The following is a 15,193-nucleotide window of genomic DNA, read 5'->3' as shown; positions in this document are numbered from 1 at the left end:
AAGGTCGTTGCAGTCGCGTGTCGGCACCTCCTTGGGCGCGCTCGCCCGGCTCAATAGCCGCGATAGAGCTGCGGCAGCCACAGCGCCAGCTGCGGGAAGGCGGTGATCAGCGCCAGCCCCACCAGCATGATGCCCACGAAGGGCCAGACGCTGCGGTAGATGTCCCCCAGCGAGATCTCCGGCGGCGCCATGGCCCGCATCAGGAAGAGGTTGTAGCCGAAGGGCGGGGTCATGTAGGCGATCTGCACGGTGATGGTGTAGAGCACCCCGTACCAGATCGGGTCGAAGCCCAGGCTGATCACCAGCGGCACGTAGAGCGGTGCGACGATCACCAGCATGGCGGTATCGTCGAGGAACATGCCGAGCAGGAGGTAGGAGAGCTGCATCATCACCAGTATCTGCCAGGGACTCATGCCGATGCGGTCCAGGAAGAGCCCCTCGATGGCGCGCACGGCCCCCAACCCGTCGAACACCGCCCCGAAGCAGAGCGCGGCGAGGATGATCCACATGAACATGCAGCTGATGCCCAGCGTCTTGTGCAGCGTCGCCTCCATCACCTTGCCGTTGAGCCGTCGCTTGGCCAGCGCCGCCAGGGTCGCCGCCAGGGCGCCGACGGCCGAGCTCTCCACCAGGCTGGTCACGCCCATCAGGAACAGGCCGGTCATGAAGAAGAAGATCAGCAGCGGCAGGATGCCGGCGCGCAGCAGGCGCAGCTTCTCGGCCAGTGACAGGTTGCGTTCCTCGGCGGGCAGCGCCGGACCCAGGTGGGGCTGGAAGTGACAGCGCACGACGATGTAGAGCACGAAGAGCCCGGCCAGGATCAGCCCGGGGATGGCCCCCGCCAGCCACAGCTGGCTGACCGGCTGGCGGGCGATCATGCCGTAGAGCACCAGCACCACGCTGGGCGGCACCAGGATGCCCAGGGAGCTGCCCGCCTGGATCACCCCGGTGACCATGGTCTTGTCGTAGCCGCGGCGCAAAAGCTCCGGCAGGGCAATGGTGGCGCCGATGGCCATCCCCGCCACGCTCAGGCCGTTCATCGCCGAGATCACCACCATCAGGCCGATGGTGCCCACCGCCAGGCCCCCCTTCAGCGAGCCCATCCAGACATGGAACATCTCGTAGAGCTCGCCGGCGATGCCCGATTCCGAGAGCATGTAGCCCATGAAGATGAACAGCGGCAGGGTCAGCAGCGGGTACCAGTTCATCAGCTGGATCGCCGCCGTGAAGGGCATCTCCACGCCGCCGTCGCCCCACAGCAGCAGTGCCGAGGCGGCCCCGACGAAGCCGATGACGCCGAACACCCGCTGCCCGGTGAGCAGCAGCAGCATCATGGTCGAGAACATCAGCGCGGCGATGGCCTGGTAGGTCATTCGATGACCTCCCCGCGGATCCGCGCGATGTCCTTGAAGAAGGTCGAGAGGCACTGCAGCAGCATCAGCAGGATGCCGAGGGTCATGATGATCTTGATCGGCGCCAGCGGCGGCGCCCAGGTGGTGTAGCTGGTCTCGCCGTAGCGCAGCGCATAGCCGGTGCTGGAGATGCCGCCGGCCAGCAGGGCCCCGAGGAAGACGAACAGCAGCAGCATGGTCAGGACATCGACCAGGGCCCGGGTGCGGTCCGACCAGCGCGTGTAGAAGAGGTCCATGCGCACGTGGGCATCGAGCTGCATGGAGTAGGCGCCACCCAGCAGGTAGTAGCTGGCCATCAGGAACTGGGAGACCTCGACGCCCCACACCAGTGGGCTGTTGAACAGGCTGCGCGAGATGGAGGCATAGAGCAGCAGGCCGATCATCACGAAGATCAGCAGCATGACCAGGCGCCCCACCCGACGGTTGAAGGCATCCACCCAGCGCACGTAGCAGACGATGGCTCTCGGCATGGTGTTGTCATTGTTCCTGGGCCGACGATGCCTGGAGTCTTGGCAGGCCCGGGAGGAACCGCAAGCAGCATCGGCTTCGACAACGGCTGTACTATCGACAGAACCGATAGTGCATGCCGGAGGGGCCGCACCGAGCGCCCTGCGCCGTCAGGAGGCAGCGCCGCGGCGACTCAGCCGTCGAAGCGGATCCCCTCGGCCAGCCAGGGCAGCTCGCGGGTGATCTCGGCCAGGAAGTGGCGCTCGAGGAGTCGACGGCTATCGCTGGCCAGCAGGGCCGGCAGGGCGCCGAGCTCGTCGCGACGTGCGACCAGGGTCAGCTGGCGGGCGAAGGGAGCGGTGGGCAGCGGCGCGACCCTCACCCGCAATCCGGTCAGGCCCGCCTGGTAGAGGCAAAGCGGGGTGGTGATGGTCCAGCCGGCCCCGGCACTGACCAGGCTGAGCAAGGCGAAGGTGTTGTCCAGGTGCAGCCGTGCCGGCAGCTCCAGCTGGTTGAGGCGCAGGTGGCGCTCGATCGCCTGGCCGATCAGCGACTGGGGGGTGTAGCGCATGAAGTCGAGCTGGCGGGCCAGCCAGCGCAGGTTGTCCAGGGGGCCGGGCACCTCCGCGGGCACCACCAGCACGAAGGGCTCGCCGAGCACGGCGTGGCGCTCCAGGCCGTCGTAGTTCTCCAGCCGGTCGTCGGAGATGATGATGTCCACATGCCGGGTGAGCAGCGCATGGCCGTGCATGTGCGAGAGCCCGGTGGTGAGGGTGTAGTCCCCGGTGTGGCGGCGGATCACCTCGATCAGCGGCTGGCCGACCGCGGTGGCCAGCGAGTCCACCAGTGCCATGCGCACCTGGTGCAGCTGTCCCGCCGTCCCCGAGAGCAGCTCGCGCCGGGTGGCCCGGGCCTCCTCGAGCATGCGCCGGGCCCGGTCGTGGAACAGCCGCCCGGCGCTGGTGGGCTCCAGCGGCCGGCTATGGCGCTTGAACAGGGCCACCCCCAGGGCATGCTCCAGGTTGGCCAGGCACTGCGACACCGAGGACTGCGTCAACCCGAGGCGCCGGGCGGCGGCACTCTGGCTGCCCTGCTCCAGGGCCTCGACGAAGATCTCCATGCTGCGCAGATCGAATCCGAATCCGTTTCGCATCCCGTGCTCTCCCGGCACCTGGTTGTCGCCGAATGGCGACCGGGAACTCCTGCCGGCGGCCCCGGTCAATCGGTCCGCATCGTCACGCCAGGGAGGTTCCGATGACACCACAGGGAAATGCCACTGCCGATGCCATGGCCCCCGCCACGCCGAGCAGCGCCCGCCCCTCGTCCACCTGGACCGGCTGGGGACAATGGCTGGCACTCGTCACCATGACCGTCGACCACCTGTCCCGCTATATCGCGCCGGACGCCTGGGACCTGGGCTGGGCAGGCTCCTCCATCGGCCGCATCGCCTTTCCGCTGTTCGCCGCCATGGTCGCCTGGCACGGGCTCTTCAACACCCGCAACCCGCTGCGCTATGCCCGGCGCATCCTGGTGATCGGCCTGGTCGCCCAGCTGCCCTACATGCTGATGCCGCGCGCCTCCGACGCCCTGATCCTCAATATCTGCTTCACCCTCTCGCTGGGCCTGACGGGGGGCGTCTGGCTGCGCGCCCTGCCGGCTCGTCTCGCCGCCGGCACCCTCGGCCAGCCGAGGCTGGTCGCCGAGGCCGCCATCGCGCTGGGCGTGTGGGGCGTCGCCGGCCTCTGGGTCGAGTACAGCCACCATGGCCTGCTGATGATCCCCCTCTACATGCTCGCCATGCAACACCTGCACCTGGCCGGCGACACGCTCGCCGACCGCCTGAAGGCCGCCGCCATGGCGCTGCCGGTGCTGGTCGTCGCCGGCCTGATGAACAGCTCCGACATGGCCAAGTCGTTCACCGTCGCCACCTGCCTCACGGCGCTGCTGCTGGCCGCCGGCGCCCACCGCCTGGCCCCGGCGGTGCCCACGGCCATGCCGCGCCGGCTGTGGCTCGCCTGGTACCCGGGCCACTTCGCGGCGATGGCGCTGTGGCTGTGGCTTGCCGGCCAGCTCGGCTGACGGGCCGCGGGGAACCGGCCGGCGCCCGTCAGCGGAGCACCCGCCTGACCAGCAGCGGCCCGAGGATCTCGAAGACCACGGTCGAGGCCACCACCGCCGAGAGCAGCACCGGGCCATGCTCGGGAAAGCGTTCGGCGGCGAGCAGCGCCATGCCCATCGCCACCCCGGCCTGGGGGGTCAGCGCCAGTCCCAGGTTTGCCGGCAGCTCGGTCTGCCGCTGCCGGGCGAGGCGCACGCCGAGCCTGCCGCCCAGGTAGCGCCCCGCCAGGCGCAGCAGGATGTAGGCCAGGGTCAGGCCGAGCGCCTCGTCCAGGCGGTAGAGGTCGATGCTGGCGCCCGAGAGCACGAAGAAGAACACCAGGAAGGGCCACTCGATGTGCTCGATCTCGTTGAACGAGCGGGTGTGGTGGCGGGAGAGGTTGGCGACCAGGGTCCCGGCGAGCATGGCCGCCAGCAGCGACGAGACCCCCAGCCAGGCCGAGGTCCCGGCCAGCAGCAGGATCAGCGCGACGGCCTCGACCTGGGTCGGCTCCCCCCGGCGCAGCCGGCCGGTCAGCCAGGCGGCCGGCAGCCCGATCGCGGTGCCTAGCAGTATCGCCCCGCCCAGTTCCCAGGTCGCATGCAGCAGCGCCATGCCGCCATCCCCCGAGAGCCACCAGCCGAGCAGCGCCATGGCCAGGCCGAAGGCCAGGACGCCCCAGCCATCGTCGATGGCGACGATCCCCAGCAGCAGCCGGGCGCGCAGCCGGCTATCACCACTCTCATGGATCGTCTCGCTGACCGCCGCCGGGTCGGTGGCCACGGAGATGGCCGCCAGCGACACCGCCACCGCCAGCGGGAATCCCAGCGCCAGCAGGCCGAGGCCGACGGAGAGCACCCCGGCCAGGATCACCGACATGGAGACGATCAGGATCAGCGGCCCGGTGCTGCGCAGCCGATCCAGGGTCAGCTCGCCGCCGAGCAGGAAGGCCACCATCACCAGTGCCACCTGGATCAGCGGTTCGGCCAGGCCATCCAGCGGCCGGGCACCGGGCTGGTCCAGGCCCCACTGCTGGATGACCGCCACCCCGACGCCCACCAGCACCAGAAGCGAGATACGCGGCAGGCAGGTCCGGCTGGCCACCACGTCGGCCAGGATGCTGGTGGAGAGGATCACCCCCAGCAGCATCAGGCTGGTCGCGGCAAGGCTCGGGGCCACGGGCAGCCAGGCGAGTGTGTCGGGGAGCGTCACGGTGTCGTTTCCTTGATCGCGCGGGGCAGGTTGTCGAGCGCCCAGCCTAGCATGGCGACGCAACCGCCTAGTCGACCAGCAGGCCGATCCGGAAGCGCTCCAGCATGCCTTCGGCAAAGCTGCTGTGGGGCCGACCGGGGCGCTTGTTCTCCCAGGCCTGGCTGGCATCGCGGCCGCACCACTCGAGCATCACCGCCGCGGGGGTCGGGTGGTCGGGAATGAAGCCGGTGACGTCATAGACCGTGCCATGGATGGCCTTCCAGCAGCTCTCGGCGCTGTCGTGGCGGGCCAGCTCCTCGCGGGTGATGGCTTCCGGGTTGCCGGGCACCGTCGCGTCCGGCGAGGAGAGCGCATGGATCGAGACCAGGGTCAGCACGCTGGAGAGGAAGGCGACGAAGGCGGTGTAGGCGACGGTGTTCACAGGAAATCGAGGACCTCGCTATGGATGCGTGAGCGTGGCACCCCCTGGCCGGCGAGCAGTCGCCTCAGGTGGGCGTTCATGGCCGGCGGGCCACAGAGGTGGATCTCCCGCTCGGCGACGTCGGGGCAGTGCGCGGCGAGGAAGGCCGCATCCAGGGCGCCCCGTTCGAGGTAGTAGTGCGACACCACCGAGAAGCCCGCCAGCCGCTCGGCGATCGCCTCGAGCTCCTCCAGGTAGTAGGCCCGCTCCGGGCGGTTGGCCAGGTAGATCAGCAGCACCTGCCCCTCCACCGCCCCGCGGGCCAGCAGGTCGCGGGCCCCGCCGACGAAGGGCGTGATGCCGATGCCCCCGGCGAGCCAGAGCCGGTGGCGACGCGACAGGTGGCGGCCGAAGAAGTCGCCGTAGGGGCCCTCGACCTGCACCATCGAGCCCGGCGTCACCGACTGCAGGGCATGGCTGGCATCGCCCAGGTCCTTGATGCCGATGCGCAGGCACTCATCGGCCGGGGCCGAGGCGAGGGTATAGGGATGCTCCTCGCCGCGGCCGGCCGAGAGTGCTTCGTCCAGCGGGGCCAGGTAGACGAACTGCCCGGGCTCGTGGACCAGCCGCCGCCCCTCGGGGGCGAGTACCAGCTCCACCACCCCGCGGGCCAGGGGCTCCACCGCTTCGATGCGATAGGCCAGTCGCGCCCGGGACGAGAACAGCTTGCGCCAGGCGATGGCCGCCAGGCCGGCCAGCCCCAGCAGCCACCAGGGCCAGGCTTCCCCCGCCAGCGGCAGGGCGTGGGCCAGGGCCAGCAGCAGGGCCGCGGCCGACAACAGGTGAAGACGCTTCCAGGTCTGGTAGCGGGGCCGGCCGAAGAAGCCGAAGGTGGGGGCGAGGAACAGCAGCATCGCCAGCCAGGCCAGCCAGCCGAGCCAGACGGGGCCTCGGGAGAGGGGCGGGAAGAGCACCTCCACCGCTACCGGCACTCCCAGCGGCACCGCCGCCAGGGCCAGCGCCAGGGCGTGGGCCATCAGCAGCACGAAGGCACCGAAGCCCAGGGCGTGGTGCAGGCGCCAGAGCCGGGCCAAACCGCCAAAGGGACGATCCCAGCCCGGCACCCGGATGCTGGTCGCCGCCGCCAGCAGCAGCATCGCGAGTCCCAGGATCCCTGCGGCACGGCCGACCCAGGCCAGCCAGGCGCCGGCATCATCGGCGGGCCAGCCCAACCGCGGCAGGGCCACCACCAGCGGCAGCAGCACCGCCGCCGCCAGGGCGAGATCGCCCGTTCTCGGATGGTGTCGCATCTTCCCTCCCCTGCCCCGGTGTCGTCCTCCCATTGTTGCCCTGGTCGTGCCGGGAGCAATGGAAAGCGTCACGAGTCGATGTTTCCTTGATCCCGATCACCCACGGGCCCGGGCACGCGACGGCCCGCCATCAGCGGATGTGGCGCCTTGTCGCAGCCGACTTGACCTGTGTCATGCCATGGGGGTCGCCAGGGTCCACACTGAAGATCCAACACATCACCTTACCCTCTGATTCAGGAGTTCACATGGCACGTCAAGACAAGGGCACCACCCCCTGGCTGGTCCTGGGGTTGCCTGTCGCGCTGGGCCTCGCCTGGGTCACCCAGGGAACCGGGGTGATCGAGGACGACCCGGAACGCAACATCTCGATCCCCGATGAGCTGACCATGCCGCTGCAGGTCCAGGCCGCCTACAACGAGGAGCAGATCTTCTTCCGCTACCGCTGGCCCGCCGAGCAGGCCCATGTCTACCACGACATGCTGCGCTACACGGAGGGCGAGTGGGTCCGCCACGGCAATTCCCGGCCGGGTCCCGATCCCGACGGCACCTACGAGGACCGGGTCGCCATGCTGGTGGACGACGGTGGGGTCCCCGACTTCGGCCGCTATGGCGGCTATATCACCGTGGGCGACCGGATGCGCTTCTTCAGCGATTCGGCCAGCCCGGCCGAGGTCTCGGAGCACCCCCATCTCGGGGAGCAGCTGGGGCAAAGCGACGTCCGCAAGTACCTGCCCGCCACCCGCAGCGACCAGAACGACTGGCGCAGCGTGGCGGATGCCGAGGTCCTCGCCGCCCAGCGTGAGGCCGGCTATTTCCTCGACCTCTGGCACTGGCGGGCCGGACGCTCCAACCCCATCGGCGCCTCGGACGACCAGTGGATCGGCGAATACCGCAACAGCGATGCCGGCTCGGGGCCCTATACCACCAACTGGGATGGCGACACCAACCAGCCACGCTGGATGCTCGACCCCGAGCAGACCGGCCAGCGCGCCTTGCGCTGGGAGGACGTGACCTCCGGCGAGGTCGATTTCGACGGCCTCTACTACCTGTCGGAAGAGAACCGGACCGACTTCGACCCCGACCACGACTGGCAGGAGGGTGACGTCATCCCTCGCCGCCTGCTGCGCCAGCCCGAGGGTTCGCGGGGCAGCATCGCCGTGCACGGCCAGGCACGCTGGGAGGACGGCCACTGGGACGTGACCCTGGTGCGCGACCTGGACACCGGCAGCCCGCTGGACGACAAGATCCTCGCCGAGCAGGGAATCTACGACATCGGAATCGCCGTCTACCGCAACGCCACCGGCAGCCGCTGGCACTATGTCTCCCATCCCTACTCCCTGGGGCTGGGGCGGGACGCCGACCTCCAGGCCGTCAGTTTCTCGGGGAGTTCGCCCGAGTGGAGCGATGACTGGTTCGACATGACCCTCTTCTACCCCGGTCAGGTGGACTGGCCGCTGCTGATCAGCCGCGCCCATGCCGGTGCCGAGGACATCGCCGAGGGCACCCCGGTGCGCGCGCGCCACAGCGAGAAGCAGCTGGCGCTCTACGGCGTGGAGATGGAGTTCAACGACGCCATCACCTGGCGCTGGTGGATGACCCTGCTGGCCGGACTGGTCGCCATGCTCGGGGTGACCCTTGCCCTGCTTCCCGGCTTCCATACCACTCGTGAAGGAGACCGCTCATGACCGGCATGCACCATATGCTCGTCCACTTCCCGCTGGGCTTCTGGGCACTCGCCACCCTGATGATCCTGGTCGGTGCCCTGCTGCCCGGCCGGATGGCCGACCTCAGTCGCGCCGCCCTGCTGCCGGTGCTGGTCCTCAGCCTGCTCGGCGCCCTGGCCGCCATCGTCACGGGGTTCCTGGTCTGGCCACTGGAGGCCAGCACCCACAGCCCCCTGGCCCGCAACCACATCCTGATGGCGTTCTGGTCGCTGGGTATCTTCACCATGCTGACCGTGCTGGTCTGGCGGGCCGGCAGTGCGGCCTTCGAAGGCGCACGGCGCTGGGTACTGGTGCTCCTCGCGCTGATCGGCGGGCTGTTCTTCGCCGCCGCCGGCACCCTGGGTGGCCATCTCGTCGGTGCTCCGACGCTGTTCTCCGATGTCCTCGGCCTGATGGGTTGGGAGGTCTATACCACCTTCTACAGTCCTTTCTGGGTCAGTGCCGTAATGGTGCTCATCGGGGTCGCCTGTGCCGTGGTGGGACTCAGGGGGCGCCGCACGGCCACCTGACCCCCGCCTCTGCCATACCCTGCACCAACGAAGAAGGCCCCGCATCGGCGGGGCCTTCCTCATGGCGGCGGGTGAGCCCGGCCTACTCGAAGCTGAAGCGCGGTGCCGGGGCGTCCGGCAGCAGGGCGGCGCAGGCGCGCACCCGCTCCAGCAGTGCCTCGTGGGTGGGCGCCAGCAGGTTGACGTGGGCCAGCTTGCGCCCGGCTCGCTCGCTCTTGTCGTAGCGATGCAGGTGGGCGTCCGGCAGGGCCAGGATCTCGGCCGCCTCGCCCTCGCGGCCGATCACGTTGACCATGCAGGTCGGCATGCGCGCCGAGGTGTCGCCCAGCGGCAGGCCCTGGATGGCGCGCAGGTGGTTCTCGAACTGGCTGGTCACCGCGCCGTCGATCGACCAGTGGCCGGAGTTGTGCACCCGGGGGGCCATCTCGTTGGCCAGCAGGCTGCCGTCGGCGCACTGGAAGAGCTCCAGGGTCAGCACGCCCACGTAGTCGAGCTCGTCGAGCAGGGCACGGATGTAGCCGTCGGCGATCTGCTCGACCCCCTCGTCCAGGTCCGGCAGGGGCGCGATGGAGTAGCGCAGGATGCCGTCCACGTGCTGGTTCTCGGCCATGGGGTAGAAGGCCACCTCGCCGTCACGACCGCGCACGGCGATGATCGACACCTCGCGCACGAAGTCGACGAAGGCTTCCACGACCAGCCGCGGGTGGTTGATCGCGCGCCAGGCGTCATGGGCCTCGGCGGGATCCCTGAGCACCGCCTGGCCCTTGCCGTCGTAGCCTTCGGTGACCGACTTGGCCACCACCGGGCAGCCAAGCTCGCGGGCCGCGGCCTCCAGCTCGTCGGCGTGCTCCACCAGGCGGTAGGCCGGGGTGGGAATGCCCAGTCGGTCGAACAGCGCCTTCTCCTCGGCGCGGTTCTGGCAGACGCGGATCGCCTCGCTGGAGGGAAAGACCGGCCTGACCTCCTCGATCGCCTGCACCAGCGAGACCGGCAGGTGCTCGAACTCGTAGGTGACCAGGTCGACCTTCTCCAGGAAGGCCTCGAGGTGCTTGCGGTCGGTGTCGATCATCACGTCCCCGATGCCAGCGCTGGGGTGGCCGGTGGTATCGAGGAAGGTGAAGCGGTTGGCCAGCGGGTAGCCGGCGAGGGCCAGCATGCGGCCGAGCTGGCCGGCCCCCAGGACGCCGATATTCATGGTGGGCTCCTTCATTCGCTGTCAGGCCGGGGATCGGGATTGTCGAGCACCGTTCGGGTCTGCTCGGCGCGGAAGGCCTCCACGGCGGTGCGCACCGTCGCATCCTGCAGGCCGACGATCTGTGCGGCCAGAAGGCCGGCATTGGTGGCGCCGGCCTTGCCGATGGCGAGCGTGCCCACGGCGATGCCGCCGGGCATCTGCACGATGGAAAGCAGCGAGTCCAGCCCCTTGAGCGCCTTGGACTCCACCGGCACGCCGAGCACCGGCAGCGCGGTCTGGGAGGCCACCATCCCCGGCAGGTGGGCGGCCCCGCCGGCGCCGGCGATGATCACCTGCAGGCCGCGCTCGGCCGCTCCCTTGGCGTAGTCGAACAGCAGGTCGGGGGTGCGGTGGGCGGAGACCACCCGGGTCTCGCAGGGCACGCCAAGCCGCTCGAGCATCGCCACGGCATGCTCCATCACCGGCCAGTCGGACTTCGACCCCATGATCACGCCGACCTTCGGCGCCTGTGTATCGGACTGCATGGCCTGCTCCTCGGCGACTGCCTCAGTACGGTAGTAGAGTGCGGAAAAGCCGGCCATTCTAGCGCTGCGGGCCTTCGCAGTCATCTTGACCACTCGGCCAGCCTCTTCCCCTCCCCTCCTGTCGCCGGAAGAAGACAGCGGCTTGCATGCTGGATGCGACTTTCGTTGCTAGGGTCATGGTGAGGGGGCAGCAAGGACAAGCCCACCTGGAAACCCTCAAGGAGAATGACCATGAAGCGTTCACTGATCTTCACCACGGCACTGGCCGGCTCACTGCTGCTCGTCGGCTGCGACTCTGACAGCGAACCGACCGACCAGGCCACACAGCAGGAAGAGACGGCCGAGCAGGAGCTCCAGCAGGCAGAAGAATCGGCAGAGCAGGCCGCCGAGGAGACTGCCGAGGCCACGGAAGCGGAAGCCGAACAGGCTGCCGACGACGCTGGCGAGGCGCTGGACGAGGCCGCCGACGAGACGGAACAGGCGATGGAGGACGCCGGCGACGCCCTGGAGGCCGCGGGTGACGAGGCCGCCCAGGAAACCGGCGAGGCCGCCGAGGCCACGGAAGCGGAGGCCGAGCAGGCCGCCGACGACGCTGGAGAGGCACTGGACGAGGCCGCCGAGGAGACGGAACAGGCGATGGAGGACGCCGGCGACGCCCTGGACGCCGAGGGTGACGAAACCACCGCAGAGGCCGAGGCGGAAGCCGATGCCGAGGCCGATGTCGACGCCGAGACCGAGACGTCCACTTCCCAGTAAGCCCACAGGCCGAAATGCGCAGGGCCCGCCCGGCAACCCCGGGCGGGCCCTGCGCGTCTCGCCGCAACTCTCAGCCGGCCGGTGCCCCTGCCTCGCGGCGGCTGGCCAGCCAGTTGCCGGCCAGCGCCAGCGCCATCACCGCCGCGCCGGCGACTTCCACCGCGAGGCTCGGGTAGAAGACCGCGACGATCGCCGGCAGCAGCACCAGGCGCACCGGCCAGGACATGCGGGTGAACAGGTACCCTTCCAGGGCCGCGGCGAAGGCCCCCAGGGCCAGCAGCCCGGTGAAGGCCGTCCACACCAGCAAGGGCAGCGGCCCGCCCATGATGATCTCCGGGTTGTAGACCATGAACAGCGGGATCAGGTAGAGCCCCTTGGCAAACTTCCAGGCCTGGAAGCCGGTGTCCATGGGCTTGGCCCCGGCGATCGCCGCGCCGGCGAAGCCGGCGAGCGCGATGGGCGGCGTGACGTTGGAATCCTGGGAGTACCAGAACACCACCAGGTGGGCGATCAGCAGCGGCACCCCGAACTCGGCGGTCAGCGCCGGGCCCACCAGCACGATCAGCACGATGTAGCTAGCGGTGACCGGCAGCCCCATGCCCAGCACCAGGCTGGCCAGCAGCACCATCACCAGCGCCAGCAGCAGGTTGCCGCCGGAGAAGGCCATCATCATCGAGGAGAACTTCAGCCCCAGCCCGGTCAGGCCCACCACGCCGACGATCACGCCGGCCACGGCGCAGGCCATGGAGACGGCCACGGCATTGCGCGCGCCCAGCTCCAGGCCGCCGACCAGCTTGACCAGCCCGGCCTTGAGCGCCTCGCGCAGCGTCTCCCCGGTCACCTTCTGCCCCTCGCGCGGCGCGATGAACAGGAACCACACCGCGAAACGCAGCACCGCCACGGCCAGCATGGTGAGGATCGCGTAGTAGCCGACCCGCATCGGCGACATGTTCATCACCAGCAGCCACACCAGCACCAGCAGCGGCAGCAGGAAGTGCCAGCCGGCCCCCATCACGTCGCGCATCTGGGGCAGCTCCGAGCGCGCCATGCCCTGCATGCCCTGCTTCAGGGCGATGATGTGCACGAAGAGGTAGACGGTGGCGAAGTACATGATGGCCGGCAGGATGCTGACCTTGACCACCTCGAGGTAGGGCATCCGGGTGTACTCGGCAATCAGGAAGGCCCCGGCGCCCATCAGCGGCGGCATGATCTGCCCGCCGGTGGAGGCCGCCGCCTCGATGCCGCCGGCCTGGTGGGGCTTGTAGCCCAGGCGCTTCATCAGCGGGATGGTGAAGGCCCCGGTGGTCACCACGTTGGCGATGGCGCTGCCGGAGATCGAGCCCATGCCCGCCGAGGCGATCACCGCCGCCTTGGCCGGGCCGCCGCGCTGGCGGCCGGTGGCGGCATAGGCCAGGTCGATGAAGAACTTGCCCGCGCCGGTGATTTCCAGGAAGGCACCGAACAGCACGAAGATGAAGATGTAGGTGGCCGCCACGCCCATGGGCAGGCCGAAGATGCCCTCCTGGCCCAGGTAGAGCTGGCCCACCAGGCGGTCCAGGTTGTAGCCGCGGTGCTCGAGGATGCCGGGCAGGAACTGGCCGAGCCATGGCAGCTCGCCGCGCGGGCCGGCGAAGGCGTAGAGGATCGCGACCACGCCGATGATGGTCATGCCCAGGCCTACCGCCCGGCGCGCCGCCTCGAGGACGGTGACGGTGGCGATGCAGCCGACCACGATGTCGGTCTGGCTCCAGAAGCCGGCGCGGTTGATGATCTCGTCGAGATAGAGCACCAGGTAGCCACCGGTGACCAGCGCCCCGCCGAGGAAGACCGCGTCGATCAGGCCACTGATCGGGCCCCGATCATGCTTCGGCCCCAGCAGCGGGAACATAAGGAAGGCCAGCATCATGATCAGCATCAGGTGGATGCTGCGCTGGTAGAAGAGGCCCAGCGGCTGGATGCCGGCGGAGTAGAGCTGGAACAGTGACAGTCCCACCGCTACCAGGGTGATCAGCCACAGCACCGGGCGGGAATGGTTCGCCTGGCTGCCGGGAATGATGGGGGAGGTACCCGAATCGCTCATCGTGGTTCTCTCGAAGGGTTGTCGTTCAGTCAGGGGAAGCGGCAGCCAAGCTCAGGCGGATCGTCACTCGCCGGTTCGCGGCCAGTCCGCTCAGGCTGATGCGCTCGCCGTCCACCACCAGGCGGTGGTCGACGCGCATGGCGCCCACCCGAAGCCGATAAGCATTGCCGGGTACCGGCTCGTCGATCGCCTCGATCCAGTAGCCGCCCTCGCCGTCGGAGACCTGGCGACCGCGCCCGGGGATATGGTCGAGCCCCGCCGCGAAGTCAGGCAGGTGGCTGCGCTCGAGCACCATGCGCCCCTCCCGGTGGCGATAGCAGTCCAGCACCGGGAACCCCTCGACCGAGTGGTTCCACTCCAGGCACCAACCCTCCCCCTCGGGCATCGGCAGGCTCACCAGGTGTTCGCCCTCGGCGTCCAGCACCTCCAGCCGGGCCTCGTCCTGGCCTGCCGCCGGGCCGGCCAGGACGAGACCCGCACACAGCAGCAGGGCGGGCAGCCAGGCCCGCCCTGCGTTCAGGGGCGAATCACGCATCGCCTCAGGGGCGCTGGTGGTCCTGGATCTCGGCGCCCACCTCCTCGTAGTAGCGCAGCGCGCCCGGATGGAAGGCAATCGGGGTCGACTCCACGCTGAACTCCACGGTGGTGTCATTGGCCGCCGGGTGGATGGCGATCAGCTCGTCGGTCTGCTCGAAGAGCACCTTGGTGATCTGGTAGGCCAGCTCCTCGTCCATCTCGCTGCTCACCGCCAGCACGTTGGGGATGCCGATGCTCTGCACCGCCTCGTCCATGCCCTCGTAGAGGCCGGCCTTCAGCTTGTAGGCGGCGAAGACAGGCTCGGCCTCCTTGGCCTTGTCGATCTCCTCCTGGCTCAGGCCGACCAGGCGGATGTCGCGGGTGGTGGCCAGGTTCATGATCGAACTGGTGGGCGGGCCCACGCTCCAGAAGCCGGCATCGATGTCGCCATCGCGGATGGCGTCGGCGGTCTCGTTGAAGTTCAGGCGCCGCGGGTCGAAATCGTCGTAGCTGATGCCGTTGGCCTCGAGCAGTGCCTGGGCATTGACCTCGGTACCGCTGCCCGGCGCGCCCACGGAGACCGTCTTGCCCTCGAGGTCGGAAAGCGACTCGATGCCGGAATCGGCCAGGGTGACGATCTGCACGGCGTTGGGGTAGATGGAGGCCAGGGCGCGGATATTCTCCAGCTGGCGGCCCTCGAAGTCGCCGGTGCCGTTGTAGGCCTGGTAGACGGTGTCGGCCAGCGCCAGGGCGAGGTCGGAGTCACCGCGCCACACCAGCCCCATGTTCTCCACGGAGGCACCGGTGACCTCGGCAACGGCCTCGGCCCCCTCGATGTGGTTGCCGATCAGCTCGGCCAGGCCACCCCCGTAGGGATAGTAGGTACCGCCGGTACCGCCGGTGGCGATGGAGAGCTGCTGGGCGGCAGCCAGGGGGGCCGTGGCCAGCAGCGTGGCGGCGGCGGCGTACTTGAAGAAACGCATGGCAATCCTCCGGTCCTGGAACCAGGT

The 15,193-nt window shown here is 69.4% G+C and carries 15 protein-coding genes; 4 read left to right on the top strand and 11 right to left on the bottom strand.

Features of this window, described 5'->3' with window-relative positions:
* Positions 1-50: 50 nt before the first annotated feature.
* The 3 genes from DFP85_RS09575 to DFP85_RS09565 all read right to left on the bottom strand — a co-directional run bounded on the left by DFP85_RS09575 (position 51) and on the right by DFP85_RS09565 (position 3,012).
* Positions 51-1,373: a TRAP transporter large permease gene (locus DFP85_RS09575; RefSeq protein WP_133636057.1), complete on the bottom strand. Its 1,323-nt coding sequence runs from the start codon at positions 1,371-1,373 to the stop codon at positions 51-53.
* A complete protein-coding gene (locus DFP85_RS09570; protein ID WP_133636056.1) occupies positions 1,370-1,882 on the bottom strand; it encodes a TRAP transporter small permease subunit in 513 nt (170 codons plus the stop codon). The genes DFP85_RS09575 and DFP85_RS09570 overlap by 4 nt, the downstream gene beginning before the upstream one ends.
* A 170-nt stretch (positions 1,883-2,052) precedes the next feature.
* Positions 2,053-3,012 carry a LysR family transcriptional regulator gene (locus tag DFP85_RS09565; protein WP_133636055.1) on the bottom strand — a complete coding sequence of 320 codons (960 nt, stop codon included), beginning with the start codon at positions 3,010-3,012 and terminating at the stop codon, positions 2,053-2,055.
* A gap of 101 nt (positions 3,013-3,113) precedes the next feature.
* Here DFP85_RS09565 and DFP85_RS09560 point away from each other — a divergent pair, with 101 nt between their 5' ends.
* Positions 3,114-3,938 (top strand): TraX family protein, encoded by an 825-nt coding sequence (locus DFP85_RS09560; protein WP_243737257.1) that lies wholly within the window; start codon positions 3,114-3,116, stop codon positions 3,936-3,938.
* Positions 3,939-3,966: 28 nt separating this feature from the next.
* Here DFP85_RS09560 and DFP85_RS09555 read toward each other — a convergent pair whose 3' ends face one another.
* From DFP85_RS09555 to DFP85_RS09545, 3 genes are all read right to left on the bottom strand, one after another.
* Entirely contained in the window at positions 3,967-5,169 is a 1,203-nt protein-coding gene (locus tag DFP85_RS09555) for a cation:proton antiporter (protein WP_208108485.1), read from the bottom strand.
* A 67-nt stretch (positions 5,170-5,236) separates the two neighbouring features.
* A complete protein-coding gene (locus tag DFP85_RS09550; protein WP_133636054.1) occupies positions 5,237-5,590 on the bottom strand; it encodes a cytochrome b5 domain-containing protein in 354 nt (117 codons plus the stop codon).
* Entirely contained in the window at positions 5,587-6,879 is a 1,293-nt protein-coding gene (locus tag DFP85_RS09545) for a ferredoxin reductase family protein (protein WP_133636053.1), read from the bottom strand. The genes DFP85_RS09550 and DFP85_RS09545 overlap by 4 nt, the downstream gene beginning before the upstream one ends.
* A 245-nt stretch (positions 6,880-7,124) precedes the next feature.
* Between DFP85_RS09545 and DFP85_RS09540 the strand changes: the two genes are divergently transcribed.
* Together DFP85_RS09540 and DFP85_RS09535 are read left to right on the top strand one after the other, a co-directional pair.
* On the top strand, positions 7,125-8,564 hold the full coding sequence (locus tag DFP85_RS09540; RefSeq protein ID WP_133636052.1) for an ethylbenzene dehydrogenase-related protein: 1,440 nt from the start codon (positions 7,125-7,127) through the stop codon (positions 8,562-8,564).
* A complete protein-coding gene (locus DFP85_RS09535; RefSeq protein WP_133636051.1) occupies positions 8,561-9,112 on the top strand; it encodes a DUF2231 domain-containing protein in 552 nt (183 codons plus the stop codon). Before DFP85_RS09540 ends, DFP85_RS09535 begins: the two co-directional genes overlap by 4 nt.
* Before the next feature lie 82 nt (positions 9,113-9,194).
* Here DFP85_RS09535 and DFP85_RS09530 read toward each other — a convergent pair whose 3' ends face one another.
* Positions 9,195-10,307: a 5-(carboxyamino)imidazole ribonucleotide synthase gene (locus DFP85_RS09530; RefSeq protein ID WP_133636050.1), complete on the bottom strand. Its 1,113-nt coding sequence runs from the start codon at positions 10,305-10,307 to the stop codon at positions 9,195-9,197.
* Between the two features lie 11 nt (positions 10,308-10,318).
* Positions 10,319-10,831, bottom strand: coding sequence for a 5-(carboxyamino)imidazole ribonucleotide mutase (gene purE, locus DFP85_RS09525; RefSeq protein WP_133636049.1), 513 nt, complete (start codon positions 10,829-10,831; stop codon positions 10,319-10,321).
* A 231-nt stretch (positions 10,832-11,062) separates the two neighbouring features.
* Here purE and DFP85_RS09520 point away from each other — a divergent pair, with 231 nt between their 5' ends.
* On the top strand, positions 11,063-11,587 hold the full coding sequence (locus DFP85_RS09520; RefSeq protein WP_133636048.1) for a hypothetical protein: 525 nt from the start codon (positions 11,063-11,065) through the stop codon (positions 11,585-11,587).
* Between the two features lie 70 nt (positions 11,588-11,657).
* Here DFP85_RS09520 and DFP85_RS09515 read toward each other — a convergent pair whose 3' ends face one another.
* From DFP85_RS09515 to DFP85_RS09505, 3 genes are read right to left on the bottom strand one after another with little or no spacing between them, the layout of a single operon-like run.
* A complete protein-coding gene (locus DFP85_RS09515) occupies positions 11,658-13,667 on the bottom strand; it encodes a TRAP transporter permease (RefSeq protein ID WP_133636047.1) in 2,010 nt (669 codons plus the stop codon).
* Positions 13,668-13,692: 25 nt separating this feature from the next.
* Positions 13,693-14,202: a DUF1850 domain-containing protein gene (locus DFP85_RS09510; protein WP_133636046.1), complete on the bottom strand. Its 510-nt coding sequence runs from the start codon at positions 14,200-14,202 to the stop codon at positions 13,693-13,695.
* 4 nt (positions 14,203-14,206) lie between these two features.
* Positions 14,207-15,166, bottom strand: coding sequence for a TAXI family TRAP transporter solute-binding subunit (locus tag DFP85_RS09505; protein ID WP_133636045.1), 960 nt, complete (start codon positions 15,164-15,166; stop codon positions 14,207-14,209).
* Positions 15,167-15,193 lie beyond the last annotated feature (27 nt).

The sequence above is a fragment of the Halomonas ventosae genome (assembly GCF_004363555.1).
Classification (GTDB): domain Bacteria; phylum Pseudomonadota; class Gammaproteobacteria; order Pseudomonadales; family Halomonadaceae; genus Halomonas; species Halomonas ventosae.
Note: the sequence above shows the minus strand (reverse complement) of the source record. Positions and strands in the feature narration are given on the sequence as shown.

Coding starts and splice junctions, on each gene's coding strand:
- DFP85_RS09535 (WP_133636051.1), top strand. CDS start 8,561: ATGACCGGCATGCACCATATGCTCGTCCACTTCCCGCTGGGCTTCTGG.
- DFP85_RS09560 (WP_243737257.1), top strand. CDS start 3,114: ATGACACCACAGGGAAATGCCACTGCCGATGCCATGGCCCCCGCCACG.
- DFP85_RS09520 (WP_133636048.1), top strand. CDS start 11,063: ATGAAGCGTTCACTGATCTTCACCACGGCACTGGCCGGCTCACTGCTG.
- DFP85_RS09510 (WP_133636046.1), bottom strand. CDS start 14,202: ATGCGTGATTCGCCCCTGAACGCAGGGCGGGCCTGGCTGCCCGCCCTG.
- DFP85_RS09505 (WP_133636045.1), bottom strand. CDS start 15,166: ATGCGTTTCTTCAAGTACGCCGCCGCCGCCACGCTGCTGGCCACGGCC.
- DFP85_RS09565 (WP_133636055.1), bottom strand. CDS start 3,012: ATGCGAAACGGATTCGGATTCGATCTGCGCAGCATGGAGATCTTCGTC.
- DFP85_RS09545 (WP_133636053.1), bottom strand. CDS start 6,879: ATGCGACACCATCCGAGAACGGGCGATCTCGCCCTGGCGGCGGCGGTG.
- DFP85_RS09570 (WP_133636056.1), bottom strand. CDS start 1,882: ATGCCGAGAGCCATCGTCTGCTACGTGCGCTGGGTGGATGCCTTCAAC.
- DFP85_RS09575 (WP_133636057.1), bottom strand. CDS start 1,373: ATGACCTACCAGGCCATCGCCGCGCTGATGTTCTCGACCATGATGCTG.
- DFP85_RS09515 (WP_133636047.1), bottom strand. CDS start 13,667: ATGAGCGATTCGGGTACCTCCCCCATCATTCCCGGCAGCCAGGCGAAC.
- purE (WP_133636049.1), bottom strand. CDS start 10,831: ATGCAGTCCGATACACAGGCGCCGAAGGTCGGCGTGATCATGGGGTCG.
- DFP85_RS09530 (WP_133636050.1), bottom strand. CDS start 10,307: ATGAATATCGGCGTCCTGGGGGCCGGCCAGCTCGGCCGCATGCTGGCC.
- DFP85_RS09540 (WP_133636052.1), top strand. CDS start 7,125: ATGGCACGTCAAGACAAGGGCACCACCCCCTGGCTGGTCCTGGGGTTG.